Source organism: Acidovorax sp. (assembly GCF_021287135.1).
Lineage (GTDB): Bacteria > Pseudomonadota > Gammaproteobacteria > Burkholderiales > Burkholderiaceae_C > Acidovorax.
In genome coordinates this window covers 18,934-35,356 of sequence record NZ_JAJTBB010000021.1, presented here as the reverse complement: position 1 = coordinate 35,356, position 16,423 = coordinate 18,934, and the positions used below count along the sequence as shown (strand labels likewise).

At 60.6% G+C, this 16,423-nt stretch carries 14 protein-coding genes; 11 read left to right on the top strand and 3 right to left on the bottom strand.

Translation table 11 applies throughout. The annotated features are described in order from the left end of the window. The first annotated feature begins 67 nt into the window (after positions 1-67). The 4 genes from LWW96_RS04920 (at position 68) to LWW96_RS04905 (ending at position 5,378) form a co-directional block, all read left to right on the top strand. Entirely contained in the window at positions 68-2,227 is a 2,160-nt protein-coding gene (locus LWW96_RS04920; RefSeq protein WP_291484587.1) for a cytochrome c biogenesis protein ResB, read from the top strand. Continuing rightward, entirely contained in the window at positions 2,224-3,552 is a 1,329-nt protein-coding gene (gene ccsB / locus LWW96_RS04915) for a c-type cytochrome biogenesis protein CcsB (RefSeq protein WP_291484585.1), read from the top strand. Before LWW96_RS04920 ends, ccsB begins: the two co-directional genes overlap by 4 nt. 150 nt (positions 3,553-3,702) lie before the next feature. After that, complete coding sequence (gene msrP, locus LWW96_RS04910; protein WP_291484583.1) at positions 3,703-4,707, top strand: protein-methionine-sulfoxide reductase catalytic subunit MsrP; 1,005 nt, start codon at positions 3,703-3,705, stop codon at positions 4,705-4,707. Positions 4,708-4,778: 71 nt separating this feature from the next. Beyond that, a complete protein-coding gene (locus LWW96_RS04905) occupies positions 4,779-5,378 on the top strand; it encodes a protein-methionine-sulfoxide reductase heme-binding subunit MsrQ (RefSeq protein WP_291484581.1) in 600 nt (199 codons plus the stop codon). A 128-nt stretch (positions 5,379-5,506) separates the two neighbouring features. Here the strand turns inward: LWW96_RS04905 and LWW96_RS04900 are convergent, their stop codons facing one another. Both LWW96_RS04900 and LWW96_RS04895 read right to left on the bottom strand, forming a co-directional pair. After that, a complete protein-coding gene (locus LWW96_RS04900) occupies positions 5,507-6,325 on the bottom strand; it encodes an MBL fold metallo-hydrolase (RefSeq protein WP_291484579.1) in 819 nt (272 codons plus the stop codon). A gap of 105 nt (positions 6,326-6,430) precedes the next feature. Beyond that, a complete protein-coding gene (locus LWW96_RS04895; RefSeq protein WP_291484974.1) occupies positions 6,431-6,640 on the bottom strand; it encodes a lipoprotein in 210 nt (69 codons plus the stop codon). A gap of 15 nt (positions 6,641-6,655) precedes the next feature. Here LWW96_RS04895 and cyaY point away from each other — a divergent pair, with 15 nt between their 5' ends. Beyond that, complete coding sequence (gene cyaY, locus LWW96_RS04890; protein WP_291484577.1) at positions 6,656-6,985, top strand: iron donor protein CyaY; 330 nt, start codon at positions 6,656-6,658, stop codon at positions 6,983-6,985. Positions 6,986-7,054: 69 nt separating this feature from the next. On the opposite strand, the gene LWW96_RS04885 is transcribed toward cyaY, so the two are convergent. Next, positions 7,055-9,460 carry a penicillin-binding protein 1A gene (locus LWW96_RS04885; protein WP_291484575.1) on the bottom strand — a complete coding sequence of 802 codons (2,406 nt, stop codon included), beginning with the start codon at positions 9,458-9,460 and terminating at the stop codon, positions 7,055-7,057. Between the two features lie 270 nt (positions 9,461-9,730). On the opposite strand from LWW96_RS04885, the gene LWW96_RS04880 reads away from it, so the two are divergent. The 6 genes from LWW96_RS04880 to LWW96_RS04855 are packed head-to-tail and all read left to right on the top strand — an operon-like array spanning position 9,731 to position 16,339. After that, positions 9,731-10,810: a pilus assembly protein PilM gene (locus tag LWW96_RS04880; RefSeq protein ID WP_291484573.1), complete on the top strand. Its 1,080-nt coding sequence runs from the start codon at positions 9,731-9,733 to the stop codon at positions 10,808-10,810. Next, positions 10,807-11,415, top strand: a complete 609-nt coding sequence (locus LWW96_RS04875; RefSeq protein ID WP_291484571.1) for a PilN domain-containing protein — start codon at positions 10,807-10,809, stop codon at positions 11,413-11,415. The genes LWW96_RS04880 and LWW96_RS04875 overlap by 4 nt, the downstream gene beginning before the upstream one ends. A 1-nt stretch (position 11,416) precedes the next feature. Further along, positions 11,417-12,097: a type 4a pilus biogenesis protein PilO gene (locus LWW96_RS04870; RefSeq protein ID WP_291484569.1), complete on the top strand. Its 681-nt coding sequence runs from the start codon at positions 11,417-11,419 to the stop codon at positions 12,095-12,097. Continuing rightward, positions 12,094-12,636 (top strand): pilus assembly protein PilP, encoded by a 543-nt coding sequence (locus tag LWW96_RS04865; RefSeq protein ID WP_291484567.1) that lies wholly within the window; start codon positions 12,094-12,096, stop codon positions 12,634-12,636. The genes LWW96_RS04870 and LWW96_RS04865 overlap by 4 nt, the downstream gene beginning before the upstream one ends. A gap of 17 nt (positions 12,637-12,653) precedes the next feature. Next, positions 12,654-14,777, top strand: a complete 2,124-nt coding sequence (locus LWW96_RS04860; protein ID WP_291484972.1) for a type IV pilus secretin PilQ — start codon at positions 12,654-12,656, stop codon at positions 14,775-14,777. A 23-nt stretch (positions 14,778-14,800) separates the two neighbouring features. After that, entirely contained in the window at positions 14,801-16,339 is a 1,539-nt protein-coding gene (locus tag LWW96_RS04855; protein ID WP_291484565.1) for a putative Ig domain-containing protein, read from the top strand. Positions 16,340-16,423: the final 84 nt, after the last annotated feature.

Here is a 16,423-nt window from a genome sequence, read left to right as displayed (position 1 = left end):
GGGTCCATCGCAACGATGGTCCCGCCCATTTTTTCTTTCGCCCGCGCCCTCACCACTGTTTTCATCCATGTCCGACACCACGCAAGGCCTGCATATCCAGTCCGGTTCCCGGGCCCTGCGTGCGGGGATCGAACTGCTGTCTTCCATGCGGTTCGCCATCTCGCTGCTGACGGTGATCTGCATCGCCTCGGTGATCGGCACCGTGCTCAAGCAGCACGAACCGGCGGTCAACTATGTCAACCAGTTCGGGCCCTTCTGGGCCGAACTGTTCGGCGCCATCCAGCTCAACGCCGTGTACAGCGCCTGGTGGTTCCTGCTGATTCTGGCCTTCCTGGTGGTCAGCACCTCGCTGTGCATCGCGCGCAACACGCCCAAGATCCTCAGCGACCTCAAGGCCTACAAGGAAAACATCCGGGAGCAAAGCCTCAAGGCCTTCCACCACAAGGCCGAGGCCGCGCTGCCGGGCACGGCCGAGGCCGAAGCGCGCCGCATCGGCACCCTGCTGGCCGGAGGTGGCTGGAAGGTGCGCCTGCAGCAACGCGACACGGCCGCAGGCCCGGGTTCGGGCTGGATGGTCGCGGCCAAGGCCGGTGCGGCCAACAAGCTGGGCTACATCGCGGCCCACAGCGCCATCGTGCTGGTGTGCGTGGGCGGGCTGCTCGACGGGGACCTGATCGTGCGGGCGCAGATGCTGCTGGGCGGCAAGACGCCGTACCAGGGCGGCGGGCTGATTGCTGATGTGAAGCCCGAGCACCGGCTTTCCGAGCGCAATCCCACCTTCCGGGGCAATCTGCTGGTGGCCGAGGGCACCCAGTCCAGCACCGCGATCCTGAACCAGTCCGATGGCGTGCTGCTGCAGGAGCTGCCCTTCGCGGTGGAACTCAAGAAGTTCATCGTGGAGCACTACTCCACCGGCATGCCCAAGCTGTTCGCCAGCGAGATCGTCATCCACGACAAGATCACCGGCGAGAAGACGCCAGCCCGCGTCGAGGTCAACCATCCGGCCAGCTACCGGGGCATCGAGATCTACCAGTCGAGCTTTGACGACGGCGGCTCGCACCTGAAGCTGCGCGCGCTGCCCATGGCGCCCGGCGGCAAGGCCTTCGACATCGAGGGCATCGTGGGGGGCTCCACGCAACTCACCGGCCAGGGGGCTGCGGCCGGCGCGGACACGCTGACGCTGGAGTTCACGGCGCTGCGCACCATCAATGTCGAGAACTTCGGCGCGGCAGCCGGTGCAGCCGGCAGCGGGGCGGATGTTCGCAAGGTGGACCTGCGCGAGTCGGTGGAATCGCGCCTGGGCGCCGCCAACAAGACGGTCACCAAGAAAGAGCTGCGCAACGTCGGCCCCAGCGTCAGCTACAAGCTGCGCGACGCGGCGGGGCAGGCGCGGGAATTCCACAACTACATGCTGCCCGTGGACACGGGCGACGGCGTGCCGGTGTTCCTGCTGGGCGTGCGCGAATCGCCCGCCGAGCCGTTCCGCTACCTGCGTGTCCCGGCCGACGACAAGGGCGGCATGGAGGGCTTCCTGCGCATGCGGGAAGCCTTGAGCGACCCCGCGGCGCGGGAGGAGGCGGTGCGCCGCTATGTCGGGCAGGCCATCGACACGTCCCGCCGCGACCTGGCCGAGCAGCTGCAGCAGTCCGCGTCGCGCGCGCTGGCGCTGTTCGCGGGCCGCGGCATGGTGGACGGCAAGCCCACGGGCGGGCTGCAGGCCGTGTCCGATTTCATGGAAGCCAACGTGCCCGAGGCCGAGCGCGCGCGGGCCGGTGAGGTGCTGGTGCGCATCCTCAACGGCACGCTGTTCGAGCTGGCCCAGCTCTCGCGCCAGCGGGCGGGCCTGCCCCCGCTGCCGCAGGACGATGCCACGCGGGGCTTCATGACGCAGGCCGTGCTGTCCCTGTCCGATGCGCAGGTCTATCCCGCGCCCGTCGCGCTGGAACTGACGGACTTCACGCAGGTGCAGGCCAGCGTGTTCCAGGTGGCGCGAGCCCCCGGAAAGAACATTGTCTATCTGGGATGCGCCTTGCTGATCCTGGGCGTCTTTGCCATGCTCTACGTCCGCGAGCGGCGGGTCTGGGTGTGGGTAGCGCCGCAGGAGGGCCGCACCCACGCCACCATGGCCTTGTCGGCGAACCGCAAGACGCTGGACGGCGACAAGGAATTCGTACAGCTTGCGCAGAAATTGATTGGAGCCGGCAAGGCCCCGGAAGGCACCGCATGAACACCGCCACCATCACCCTGAACGAGGGATTCTTTGCCCGCCGCAACTGGTTTGACTGGCTGTTCGCCGCCATTGTGGCGGCGGGCGGGCTGTATGCCTTGCAGCGCTACGGCGCCTACATGGATGTGTATGAGAAGGGCATTCTGCTTAGCGCCATCCCCTGTGCCGTCTGGCTGGGCTGGTTCTGGCGGCCCCTGCGGACGCTCATGCTCGCCGTGGCGGCAGTGGCCCTTCTGGCCATCGGCCTTTATCAGCAGGATGGCGCCGGCAGCCTGGCGCGCGCCGATACGGTGTTCGGCCTCAAGTACTTTCTCTCCAGCCAGTCCGCCATCCTGTGGATGAGCATGCTGTTCTTCATCAGCACGGTGTTCTACTGGCTGGGCATGTTCGCCAGGGGCGAAGGCAAGACCATGGGCCTGCTGGGCTCGCGCGTGGCCTGGCTGGCAGTGGCGATGGCGCTGATCGGCACGCTGGTGCGCTGGTACGAAAGCTACCTGATCGGGCCGGACATCGGCCACATCCCAGTCAGCAACCTGTACGAGGTGTTCGTGCTGTTTTGCTGGCTGACCGCCGTGTTCTACCTGTACTACGAGCAGCAGTACGGCACGCGCGCCCTGGGCGGCTTCGTGATGCTGGTGGTGAGCGCCGCCGTGGGCTTTCTGCTGTGGTACACGGTGGTGCGCGAGGCGCACGAAATCCAGCCGCTGGTGCCTGCGCTCAAGAGCTGGTGGATGAAGCTGCATGTGCCCGCCAACTTCATCGGGTATGGAACCTTTGCCTTGTCCGCCATGGTGGCCTTTGCCTACCTGATCAAGCAGCAGGCCGCCGAGACGCGCTGGTACAAGCTGGCTCCCCTGTGGCTGCTGGGCGTGGTGCTGTGCTTTGAGCCCATCGTGTTCCGGCAAGGTGCCACGGACAACGGCGGCAGCTACTGGATGGTGTACTTCGGCATTTCCGCCTTCATCGTGGCAAGCATCCTGCTGGGCCGCAAGCGCATTGCCGAGCGCCTGCCGTCCTTCGAGGTGCTGGACGACGTGATGTACAAGTCCATCGCCGTCGGCTTTGCGTTTTTCACCATCGCCACCGTGCTGGGCGCCCTGTGGGCGGCGGAAGCCTGGGGGGGCTACTGGAGCTGGGACCCCAAGGAAACCTGGGCGCTGATCGTCTGGCTCAACTACGCCGCCTGGCTGCACATGCGCCTGATGAAGGGCCTGCGCGGCACGGTGTCCGCCTGGTGGGCACTCGTGGGCTTGGTCGTGACAACCTTCGCTTTCCTCGGCGTGAACATGTTCCTGAGCGGGCTGCACAGCTACGGCACGCTGTAGCCGTCGGCCTCGCAGTGCAGGCGAGAGCGGGATAGGGCTGTTTTGCGCGGCACTGCAGTGAGGAAGCCTTCGGTGTAACCTGCGCGGCGGGTGGAACGAACTAACCCCTGTTCTGCTCTACCGACCCGCATTGCCTTCCGGAGACTCCCCATGTTGATCCCCCGCCGAGATACGGGTTTTGTGCACCCGTTTGCTTCAGAAATCACGCCCCAGGCGGTGTACCGGGACCGCCGGCGTCTCCTGCAACTCATGGCCAGCGGCGCTGCGGGGGCCGCCATGGCGGCGTGGGCGGCGCGCGACGCGCTGGCCCAGGAGGGCGGGGCGCCCCGGCCAGGCAAGCTGGCAGCTTTGCCGGCCAGGCGCTCGGCCGTGGACGGTGCCGCCACGATGGAAAAGCTCACGGACTACAAGGACGCGAGCACGTACAACAACTTCTACGAATTCGGCACTGACAAGGCCGACCCTGCCCGCAACGCCCACACGTTGAAGACCCGCCCCTGGACGGTGGAGGTGGAGGGGCTTGTCAAGAAGCCGGGCAAGTACGGCATTGAGGACCTGCTCAAGCTCAGCGCCCAGGAGGAGCGCATCTACCGGCTGCGCTGCGTGGAAGGGTGGTCCATGGTCATCCCGTGGGTGGGCTACTCGCTGTCCGAGCTGATCAAGCGCGTGGAGCCGCAGGGCAGCGCGAAATATGTGGAGTTCGTCACCCTGGCCGACAAGGCCACCATGCCGTACGTGGGGTCGCGCGTGCTCGACTGGCCCTATGTGGAAGGCCTGCGGCTGGACGAAGCCATGCACCCTCTCACGCTGCTGGCCTTCGGCATGTATGGCGAGGTGCTGCCCAACCAGAACGGCGCGCCGGTGCGGCTGGTGGTGCCGTGGAAGTACGGCTTCAAGAGCGCCAAGAGCATCGTGAAGATTCGCTTTGTCGAGCAGGAGCCAGGAACGGCCTGGAACAAGGCGGCCAAGCAGGAGTACGGGTTCTATTCCAACGTGAATCCTGAGGTGGACCATCCGCGCTGGAGCCAGGCGACCGAGCGGCGCATCGGCGAAGACGGCCTGTTCGCCAAGAAGCGCAAGACGCTGATGTTCAACGGCTACGGCGCCCAGGTCGGTCCGTTGTACGCCGGCATGGACCTCAAGAAGTTCTACTGACGGACCCCTGCGGGCTCGCTGTCCACCGCCAGGTGTGTCCCGGCGGGTGTCGCCTTTTTTTGTTTCACCGCATGCGAAAACTGCTGGCCGGCCCGGCCGCCAAACCTGTGCTGTTCGTGCTGTGTCTGCTGCCGTTGGCGTGGCTGGTCTACGCAGCGTGGGCCGACCGGCTGGGGGCCAACCCGGCCGAAGCGCTGGTGCGTGCCACGGGCGACTGGACACTGCGCAGCCTGTGCCTGGTGCTCACCGTGACCCCGCTGCGCGTCATCAGCGCCACGCCGCAGCTGGCGAGGTTTCGGCGCATGCTGGGGCTGTTCGTGTTCTTCTACGGGGCGCTGCACCTGCTGAGCTACGCATGGTTCGACATGGGCTTTGACGTGGCCGAGATCGTGCGTGACATTTTCAAACGCCCGTTCATCCTGGTGGGCTTTGCAGCGCTGGTGCTGCTGTTGCTGCTGGCCGCGACCTCGTTCAACCGTGCCATCAAGCGCCTGGGGGCCCGCCGGTGGCAGGCGCTGCACCGCAGCGTGTATGCCGCGGCGCTGTTGGCGCTATTGCATTTCTTCTGGATGCGCGCCGGCAAGAACGACTTCGGCGAAGTGGCCGTGTATGCGGTGGTGGTAGCCCTGCTGCTGGGCTGGCGGGTGGCCCGCCGCTGGCGCAAGGGATGAGCTGCGGCCGGTCGCTGTCTCGCGCCAAGCCATCGACCAGCCCGCGATGCGTTCACCTCTCTAGCTATATTTTTGATAGCTGCTTGCGTTGATACTGCAAGCGCTAGCGGCTATTTTTGCCAAAAATATTACCGCGGAGTTCCGGGGCGCATCTGGCGCGTCACCGGATCGATGTAGCCCGTCGGGATCTGGTAGGCGCGGTCGTCGAAGAGGTCGATGCCGCACATGAGGTTTTCAATCCACAGGAAGAAATCCTGAATGGCCGGTTTGCCCATGATGGGAGCGCCGTGCTGCGGCACGATCATCGAGATGTCCAGCTGGCGCGCCATCCGGGCCCACAGGCGCAGGATCTTGTTGGAGACCATGTAGCGGCGGTGGAAGGCCTCCATGCGCGGGATGTGGGCCCGCAGGTCGGTCACGGGCACGCGAGCTTCGGCGCCAGACATCAAGGACACCCCCAGGTCCCCGGTGAACAGGATGCGGCTGACCGGGTCGTAGAAGTGGAAATTGCCCTCGGAGTGCATGAAGTGGGCGGGCAGCAGCACCAGTTCGTGGCGGCCCAGCGGCAGGTGTCCACCGCTGTCGGGCACGCCGATCACCCGGTTCTCGGTCTTGCCCACCTTGGTGAAGTGGGGCGCAAAACGCTCCCAGATGCGCGAGATCACCAGGTTGGCTTTGGTGCTGGTCATCCAGCGGTCCAGCGACGCAATGATGTCCGGGTCCGCATGCGAGGCGATCAGGTAGGACAGCTTGTGCGGGGGGAAGTGCTTGGTCATCCCCATGAACAGCTCGTTGAAGGCCAGGTTGCCGCCCGGGTCGATGATGGCGCCGGTGTCATCGTCCACGATCAGGAACTGGTTGGCCTGCACGGCCTGACCGTCTTCCTCAATCAGATCGGTGAACATCAGACAAGCATGGTTCTTGTCGCGGTAGAGTTCCAGGGCCATAGCCATCCTACGGTGCAATAAAGCCCGAACTGTACGATTACCCCTGCAATTGATCCTTGATAGAAATCAAGTGCCGCCAGAGTTGGCGGCGCGCTCCGCAATGCCTCAGGGCGCGGCGGACGCAGCGCTGGCCGGCGGCTGCGGGGTGGGGGAGGCGCTGGAACCCGGTGTCAGGGTCTGGGGCAGGGTTGCCCGCTGGGCCGCCTGGGGAGCGCTGGGCAAGTAAAGGGGACCGCGCTGCCCGCAACCCGCGAAGGCCGCCGCACAGGCCGCAAGGACAACAGACCTGACTAGAATTTGAGAAGCCTTCATCAACATGCGCAAATTGTAATGACCGACCTTGAATTCATGGACCGCGCCGAAAAGCTGCTACTGGCGGTTGAGCGCAGTTGCGACCACATCAACGACACCACGGAGGCCGACGTGGATGCGCAGCGCTCGGGCGGCATGGTGACGCTGTCCTTCCCCAACCGCTCGCAGATCGTGGTCAATCTGCAAAAGCCGCTGCAGGAAGTCTGGATGGCGGCCCGCTCGGGCGGCTACCACTACCGCTTTCAGGACGGGCGCTGGCAGGACACCAAGGGAGCGGGCGAGTTCTTTGAGTGCCTGAGCCGCGACGCCAGCCAGCAAGCAGGCGTCTCGCTGAAATTCTCCGAGTGATCTCGGCGCGAGGGGCGCGCCCAGGGTGCCGCGCGCCCGCAAATTCCTGACTTCGCCCGTTGGCGGGTGTCAGTTGCGGAAGAGATCGAGAATGCGGTTGCGCTCTTCCGCCGCGGGTGGCGCCTGGGGCGCCCCGGCGGCAGGTGCCGCAGAGCGGCCGGCGTCTAGGCCGACGCTGCCCACCCCACTGTTGCGGGCGTACTCCTCGTAGAACCACTCGCCACCCACATTCACCACGCCCGGCGGCACGGTCGGCTCCATGACCGGGACGCCCTTGAGCGCGCGCTCCATGAAGCTGATCCACACGGGCAAGCTGAGGCCACCGCCGGTCTCGCGGCTGCCCAGATTGCGGGGGGTGTCGTAGCCGATCCACGTGACCGCGGCGATCGTCGGCTGGTACCCAGCGAACCACGCGTCCACTGAGTCATTGGTGGTGCCGGTCTTGCCGTACAGATCGGGGCGCTTGAGCGTGGCCTGGGCCCGCGCTGCGGTGCCGGTCCGCGTCACTTCCTGCAGCAGGCTGTTCATGATGAAGGCGTTGCGTGCATCAATGGCCCGCGGCAGCGTGGCAGTGGTGGGGGGCGTCGTCTCGGAGATCACGCGGCCCTTGTGGTCCGTCACCTTGGCAATCAGCCAGGGGTTGATGCGGTAGCCACCATTGGCGAACACGGAGTACGCCGTAGCCATCTGCAGCGGGGTCACCGATCCGGCCCCCAGCGCCATCGTGAGATAGGCCGGGTGCTTTTCCGCGTCGAAGCCAAAGCGCGTCACCCAGTCCTGGGCCGTCTTGGGTCCCACGGCCTGCAGGATGCGGATGGAGATCATGTTCTTTGACTTTGCCAGGCCCGTGCGCATGGTCATCGGCCCGTCGTACTTCCCATCGTAGTTCTTGGGCTCCCACGGCTGCCCGCCCGTCACGCCGGCGTCAAAGAACAGCGGCGCGTCGTTGATGACGGTGGCGGGAGTGAATCCTTTTTCCAGCGCTGCGGAATAGATGAAGGGCTTGAAGCTGGAGCCGGGCTGGCGCCATGCCTGCGCGGCGTGGTTGAACTTGTTCTTGTCAAAGTCGAAGCCTCCCACCAGCGCCCGGAGGGCGCCGCTGCGCGGATCCAGCGCGACGAACGCACCCTCCACCTCGGGCAACTGGGTGATCTCCCAGGTGCCCTTGGGGGTCTTCACCACCCGGATCACGGCGCCGCGGCGGATCTTGATGTTGGGTGGCGCCTTGTCGCTCAGGCCCGACTGGGCCGGCTTCAGGCCATCGCCCGTGATTTCCACGGCGTCGCCATTGGCGCGCGCGGCGGTGATCTTGCGGGCCGAGGCCTCCAACACCACGGCAGACAGCACGTCGCCATTGTCAGGATGGTTGGCCAGCGCGTCATCGATTGCGTCTTCGACCTCCTGCGGGGCTGTGGGCAGCGTCACGAACTTTTCGGGGCCGCGGTACTGCTGGCGGCGCTCGTAGTCCATGATGCCGCGGCGCAAGGCGCCATAGGCGGCTTCCTGCTCCGCTGCATTGAGGGTCGTGTAGACGTTGAGCCCCCGCGTGTAGGCCTCGTTGCCATACTGGGCGAAGATCAGTTGGCGGACCATTTCGGCCACGTACTCGGCGTGAACGCGGGTGCTGTCCGGGCCGGACCGGATCTTCAAGTCTTCCTTCTTGGCTTGTGCCGCCTGGTCCGCCGTGATGAAGCCGTTTTCTTCCATGCGGTCGATGATGTACAACTGTCGCACGCGAGCGCGTTTGGGGTTGCTGATGGGGTTGTACGCGGAGGGCGCCTTGGGCAGGCCTGCCAGCATGGCAGCCTCGGCAATCGAAACCGATTTCAAAGGTTTTCCGAAATACGTCTCCGATGCGGCAGCAAAACCATAGGCTCGATTCCCCAGATAAATCTGGTTCATGTAAATCTCGAGGATCTGGTCTTTGGTCAGTAAATGCTCGAGTTTGAATGTAAGTAAGATTTCGTAAACTTTGCGAGTAAATGTTTTTTCTGACGACAGATATACATTTCGCGCAACCTGCATCGTGATGGTGGACGCGCCCTGGCTTTTGACCCGGCCCAGATTCGCCAGCCCGGCACGGATCACCCCCTTGTAGTCGACCCCGCCGTGTTGAAAGAAGCGAGCGTCCTCGATTGCCAGCACGGCGTCCTTCATCACCTTGGGAATCTCGTCGATCGGCGTAAGGTTGCGCCGCTCTTCGCCAAACTCGCCCAGCAGGGCGCCTTCCGAAGAGTAGACCCTCAGCGGTAGCTTGGGGCGGTAGTCCGCGAGATCCGAGATGTCGGGCAGGTTGGGGTAGGCGACCGCAAGCGCGAGGGCGATGGACAGCGCCAGCCCCAGCGCGCCCGCCACCGCCAGCCCCGTGATCCAGAGCAGGATGCGGCCCACCCAGTAGAGCCAGGAACGTGGGCGGGGAGAGGGAGCGGTGGACGCGTCCGGCTTGTCTGCGGACTTCGGGGGAGAGGACGGCATAGCGCTCCGAGAGGGCAAGGAACCGTCATTATAAAAATGCCCAGGCCACCTCCCGCCCTTGCCGCATTTGGGGCAGCCAAATACACCGCTCAGCGGCCTCGTCTTGCCACTGAACGGGGTTGCAAAGGGGCCAAGATTCGTCTGCTTTTGGCAACGCTCCCCGCCTGTTACTTGGGGAAAAATCTTTGCTGGAGAACTATCTTACTGATAGCATTCATGTGAAGTGTTAAGTTTTGTTGCCTCATTTTGGCAAGTTACAGGGGACCAATCTTGAGCTCAATGGGGTCTTTGTTCGGCCGGCAGTCTCCGCCGTTGCTCGGAATTGATATCAGCTCGTCCAGCGTCAAGTTGGTAGAGCTAGGCCGCGATAAGGCGGGAGGGCTGGTGCTGGAGCGTTGCGGAATCGAGCCGCTGGAGCGGGGTTGGATCACGGACGGCAACATTGAAAAGTTCGACGAGGTCGCGGATGCCCTGCGCCGGCTCGTCAAGAAGACCGGCGCGCGAACGAAAAACGTCGCGCTCGCCTTGCCGCCATCGGCGGTGATCACCAAGCGAATCACCCTTCCCGGGGGAATGTCCGAACAAGAACTGGAAGTGCAGGTCGAGTCGGAAGCCAATCAGTACATCCCGTTTTCGCTCGACGAGGTGAGCCTGGACTTCTGCGTCATCGGCCCCAGCAAGAATTCGCCCGGGGACGTGGACGTCCTCATCGCAGCCTCGCGCCGAGAAAAGGTGCAAGACCGGCAAGGTCTTGCAGAGGCCGCTGGCCTGAAACCCGTCATCGTGGACATTGAATCCCACGCCTCCCGGCTGGCTGCGGGGCGTCTGATCGAAGCGCTGCCCAAAAAAGGCGTCGATGCGATGGTCGCGCTTTTCGAGGTGGGTGCCCTGACGACGAGCATGCAGGTCATCAAAAACGACGAGGTGTTGTACGACCGGGACCAGGCGTTTGGCGGAGCTCAGCTCACGCAGCTGATTGTTCGGCAGTACGGGTTTTCGGTGGAAGAAGCCGAAAGCAAGAAGCGCAGCGGTGACCTTCCAGAAGACTACCAATCGGCAGTCCTTCGCCCCTTTGTGGACAGCATGGCGCAGGAAATCGGCAGAGCATTGCAGTTCTTCTTCACCAGCACCCCGCACAACCGGGTCGATCACATCATGCTTGCCGGCGGCTCCGCGCCTCTTCCAGGCCTGACGGAGGCAGTTACCCAGCAAACCGGCTTTGCTTGCAGCGCAGTCAATCCGTTTGATGGCATGGAAATCGGAAGTTCCGTTCGTCTGAAAAAAATGGTGCGTGAGGCGCCGTCCTACCTGACCTCATGCGGTCTGGCCATGCGGAGGTTCCTGCAGTGATTTTGATTAACTTACTTCCCCACCGGGAGGTTGCCCGCAAGCGCCGGAAGGAAGCTTTTCAGGCAACCATGTTTGCCTCGTTCCTGGTGGGCCTCGCCATTGCGGGTCTGATCTACTGGTGGTTCCAGGTCATGATTACCGCCCAGCAAGACCGCAACCGGTTCCTTCAGTCCGAGATCAAGGTTCTGGAAGAGCAGATCAAGGAAATTGCAAACATTGAGGATGAGATCACCGCTTTGCGGGCGCGCCAGAAGGCTGTGGAAGATCTTCAAGCGGATCGCAACCTGCCGGTGCATTTGCTCAACGAATTGGTACGGCAGATTCCTGAAGGCGTCTACGTCACCAGCATCAAGCAAACCGATCAGGTGATTGCGATGCAAGGTTCTGCGCAATCCAACGAGCGAGTGTCTGAAATGCTCCGCAACCTGTCGGACAACACTCCTTGGCTATCAAAGCCCGAGCTGGTCGAAATCGTTGCTGGCAATATTGCCTTGGCGGCCAAGGACCAGCGCAGGGTGTTCAATTTCAATTTGCGGTTCAGATTGATGCGCACCGGGGAAGCCCAGAAAAACAAGGATGCGGCGAGCGCGTCGACCGGGAAATAACATGGCAAAAAAATCAACAAAGCAAATTGATTTCGCTGCCTTGCAGGACAACTTTTCCAGGCAATTTAGAAATCTGGACCCCAAGGACCCGTCCCTGTGGCCTGTTCTCCCCAAGATACTGCTGTGTGTTTTTATCGCAGTGGCGGTAGCGGCCGTGGCATGGTTTGCCAAGATCAGTGAATATGAGGACGAGCTTGCTGCGGAAGTGGCGAAAGAGGAAACGCTGCGGAAAGATTACCAGACCAAACTCACCAAAGCCGTCAGTCTCGAGGCCTTGAAAAGGCAGCGCGAACAAGTGCAGCAGTACGTGATCCAGTTGGAGAAGCAACTTCCGAGCAAAGCGGAGATGGCCGCCTTGCTGTCCGATATCAATCAAGCGGGCCTCGGGCGCAGCCTCCAATTTGACCTGTTCCGTCCGGGGCAGGTGGTTGTGCGAGAGTACTACGCGGAACTCCCCATTCAGATCAAGGTGACCGGTAAATATCACGATATGGGCTATTTTGCGGCAGATATTGCGAATCTCTCTCGCATTGTGACTCTGAACAATATATCGATAGCGCCACCCAACAAGGAAAAGGATGGATCCACGTTGACGATGGAGGCGACGGCGCGGACATTCCGCTATCTTGACCCTGACGAGATCCAGGCGCAAAAGCAAGCGGTGAAAGGCGCCAAAAAATGATTTCTCATAAGCTAATTTCATTAGCACTCGTGCCTTTGGCGCTGGTGGGATGCGGATCTTCAGGTGACGACGAATTGCGTCAATGGATGGCGGATTTACGGCAAACGACGAAGCCACGCATAACTCCGCTCACGGAACCTAAACAGTTCAAGCCGCAGAGCTACGAGATGGAAGGCGGAGTGGAGCCGTTTAATCCTGTCAAGCTGACGCAGGTATTGCGACGCGAATCGATGCAATCTGCATCGAATGCCGCGCTGATCGCGCCAGAGATGTCGCGTCGCAAAGAACCTTTGGAAGCCTATCCGCTGGACACCATGTCCATGGTCGGCAGCCTGGACAAAAAAGGCACGCCCACCGCTCTCTTGAAGGTGGACAAGCTGCTTTATCAGGTTCGTATTGGTAATTATATTGGTCAAAATTACGGGAAAATAACTAAAATCACCGAAAATTCGATTCAATTGCGGGAAATTGTGCAAGATGCGACCGGCGACTGGGTTGAACGCACTGCATCCCTAGACCTGCAAGAGGGCAAAAAATGAAATATTCGAAGAAGCATATGACCAAAATTTGTCGAATTGCAGTGGGGATTTCTCTAGCCGTCCTTGCACCGCTGCATGCGATGGCCGAGGCCGTAATCCAATCCGTTTCCAGCAGTGTGCAAAACGGTGTGGATGTGCTGCGCATTGAGTTCAAAGAGCCTTTGCAAGGGGTTCCGACTGGTTTTGCGATTCAATCTCCTCCGCGGATAGCCCTGGATTTTCCCAATGCCACCAACGGCAGCGGCAAAAACAGCTTTGAGATGAACCAGGGCAACATTCGTTCTGTCAATGTGGTTCAGGCCGGTGATCGTTCTCGAGTAGTTCTCAACCTCAAGCAATCCACGTCCTACCAAGCCGATATTCAGGGAAATTCCTTGTTGATTTCGCTGGGAACCGTAGCGACAGCCGGGGCTGCGTCGGCCCCGGCACAGTCCCAGGTTTTTGCAGATTCTGGTAGTGCAGATACCCAGACGTTGAAGGACGTGGATTTTCGGCGGGGGGCTGATGGGTCCGGGCGGGTTGTGGTGATGCTGCCGTCAAGTCAGGTGGGTGTGGACATCCGCCAGCAGGGCAAGGGATTGATCGTTGATTTTTTGAAGTCCGCATTGCCCGAAGGACTTCGTCGGCGCTTGGACGTGGGGGACTTTGGAACGCCGGTTCAGGCTGTCACGACGGTCCAGCAAGGCGATCGGGTTCGCATGACGATTGATCCCGTTGGAGAGTGGGAGCACAGTGCCTACCAGAGCGATAACCAGTTTGTCGTGGAAGTCCGCCAGAAGAAGGTGGATCTGAATAAGCTTACCCAGGGCCCCGGGTACAGTGGAGAGAAGCTGTCGCTCAATTTTCAGAATATTGAAGTCCGCTCACTTCTACAAGTGATCGCCGATTTTACGAATTTCAATATTGTTACGTCGGATACTGTAACCGGTTCGCTGACCTTGCGGCTCAAGGATGTTCCTTGGGATCAGGCACTCCAGATCATCATGGAGGCCAAGGGCCTGGGCATGAGAAAAACCGGTACTGTTCTGTGGATCGCTCCTAAGGACGAAATAGACGACCGTACCAAAAAAGACTATGAAGCTGCGCTTGCTATTCAAAAGTTGGAGCCGTTGAGGACTCAAGCGTTCCAGATGAACTATGCCAAGGCGGTGGATATGGTGGTGCAGCTCACCTCGTCCGCTGGCGGCGGAGGGGGAGGGAGCGGAGGAAACAAGTTTCTCTCTGAGCGGGGAAGTGCGATTGCAGAGCCTCGGACTAATCAGCTTTTTGTGACCGATACACCGAGCAAGCTCGAAGAGGTGCGCAAATTGCTCGCGACCTTGGATGTGGCGGTCAGGCAGGTCATGATTGAGGCCCGGATTGTTGAAGCTTCCGACACGTTCGGTAGGTCGTTGGGTATCAGGCTGGGGGGCACCGATTTGCGTGCAAATCGCGGAGGCACGGGCGGTTACAGCCTCGGCGGCAGTAATAGTGTCGTCGTTGGAACAAGCTACGGAAATGCTGTTGCTTCTTCAGGGGCGGGTGGAGTGACCAATACAAATGGCACTTTCGTCAATCTGCCGGCTCAAGCGCAGGGTGGTTTTGATCCTGCCAGTTTTGCGATCTCGATTTTCAATTCGGCTGCTAACAGATTTTTGAACCTCGAGATTTCGGCAATGGAGGCTGACGGGAAAGGCAAGATTGTGTCGAGCCCGCGGGTTGTGACGGCGGATCAGACCAAAGCGTCCATTGAACAAGGTACTGAGTTCCCCTACCCTGTGACGGCCCCTAACGGGGGGACCGTTATAGCCTTCAAGAAGGCTGTTTTAAGGCTGGAGGTTTTGCCTCAGATTACGCCAGAAGGTAATATTATTCTTGATCTGGATGTCAATAAAGATAGCCCGGGGGAAATTCTTCAGAACGTACGTGCTATCAATACAAAGCATATTAAGACGCAGGTTTTGGTCGAAAACGGTGGGACGGTGGTGATTGGTGGCATTTTTGAGCTCTTCGAGAACGATGCAGAAGCCAAGGTACCCTTCCTGGGGGATATTCCTGGTGTTGGAAACTTGTTTAAAACCAAGACAAAACAGGCAAACAAGCAAGAAATGCTGATATTTATTACGCCGAAAATAATTGTTGACCGCACGGCGTCGCGATAATTAATTTTTGATTGGGATGACAAATGTTGAAAATTACCAAATTTTTACCCTTGGTGCTGGCGGGTGTTTTGTCCGCCTGTGGTGGAGGTGGCGGCAGTGCCGGTGATACTCAAGAGAACTACACCATCACGCTCAGGTCGGAAAAGGTTCAGCTTCCTTTGAACATTGCTGGGGTTGCTCCTGGCCTGGGGGCATACCGCCCATATACAACCACCTTGTACGTGGAAGCCCGCAAGGGGAACCTTCCCATTCCAGGGGGGGATGATATTTTTGGTTGCAATGTCGCTGGTGGTTTGGATTCCGGGGCTCTTTATTACCTGGATGGAAAAGCAGAGCATGAGACCGAAGTGGATGATGGAAATGGTGGGAAGATCAAGGTTCCCAATGCATACCGGAATATCACTTTGGGTTCCAATGCGGGTGGAAACTCCTTCCACTTCCATGCGGGGGACCAAGCCGGAACTGCACGCATCACTTGCTCTGTGATGGATCCGCGCGATAGCCAGCAAAAATCGGCTAGCGTGACTATTTCTGTAGGGGGCACGACTGGCAAACCCGCGAGCGTAGTGATCGAGGCGGCAACTCCGGGTTACTTGGGAACGAAGAACAGTACCGACCCGAACCTTCGCAACCAGATGGGCATTCAGGCGTTTGTCATGGACGACGCCAATCAGCCCACCGCAAGTTCTGCAGGAGCGAATGTGCAAGTTCGCATTCTGTCGGGAACCGATGCTGGGGATAGCGCACGCTTGGTGGCTGGTTCGCAAAGCGGCAGCGTTCTGCAGCTGCCTTCTATCGGTGGGGTTGCAACTTTCACGCTGTTGAGCGGTACGGAAACCGGGCGGATCTTTTTGGAACTGACCTCGGACCGGTTTGACAACAACGTGGCCAATGGGATTACCGACCCAATTACTACCATCCGAGCAGTTTCGGTGTTGGAAGCATTGACTAACCCGATTGGTCTCGCGGACGTGGACTTGGGAGACGTAACGAAGGAAGTTCCCTTTACCGCGTTGCTGAGCGTCACGGGTGGCTTGCCGCCGTATACGTGGTCTGCGACTGGTTTGCCGGCCGGCCTTTCGATTGACTCCAGTACCGGGATGATCAGTGGCAAGCCCAGCAAGGATGCTCAAGAGCGAGAGTACCGTGCAACGGTGACGGTGGTTGACCGCAACAAGCTGGCCGCAACCGCGACTGTGCGGTTGAAGCTGGTGGGCGGACTTCCAGAAGACTTTGCGATCGGCGACTGCAATTCCAACAAGGTATGTTCGCTAGGTAACGCTCCAGTCGGCGTGAACTTCACGTATTCGTTTGTGTCCTCGGTCAGTGATGTGACCTGGAAATTCACCAGTTTGCCGGCATGGCTGACGAGTGGTACAACCAGTTCCGCTGGGGTTCTTAACGGAGTTCCCAAAGTGGCAAACTGCGGCACCCAGACGTTCCTTGTGACTGCTACCAAGGGGGCAACTTCTGTGACTCGCACGTTTAGCATCAAGGTGGTGACCAATCCTTCGCCTCCCGCGGGCGGTGATCCCGCCGATTTCACGTGCCCTGGCATGTGATGTGTTGATGCTGCCTGTTTAGGCAGCCTTCATAAAATTCGACAAGAAATCCCCGGCATGCCGGGGATTTTTTATTGGCGCAGA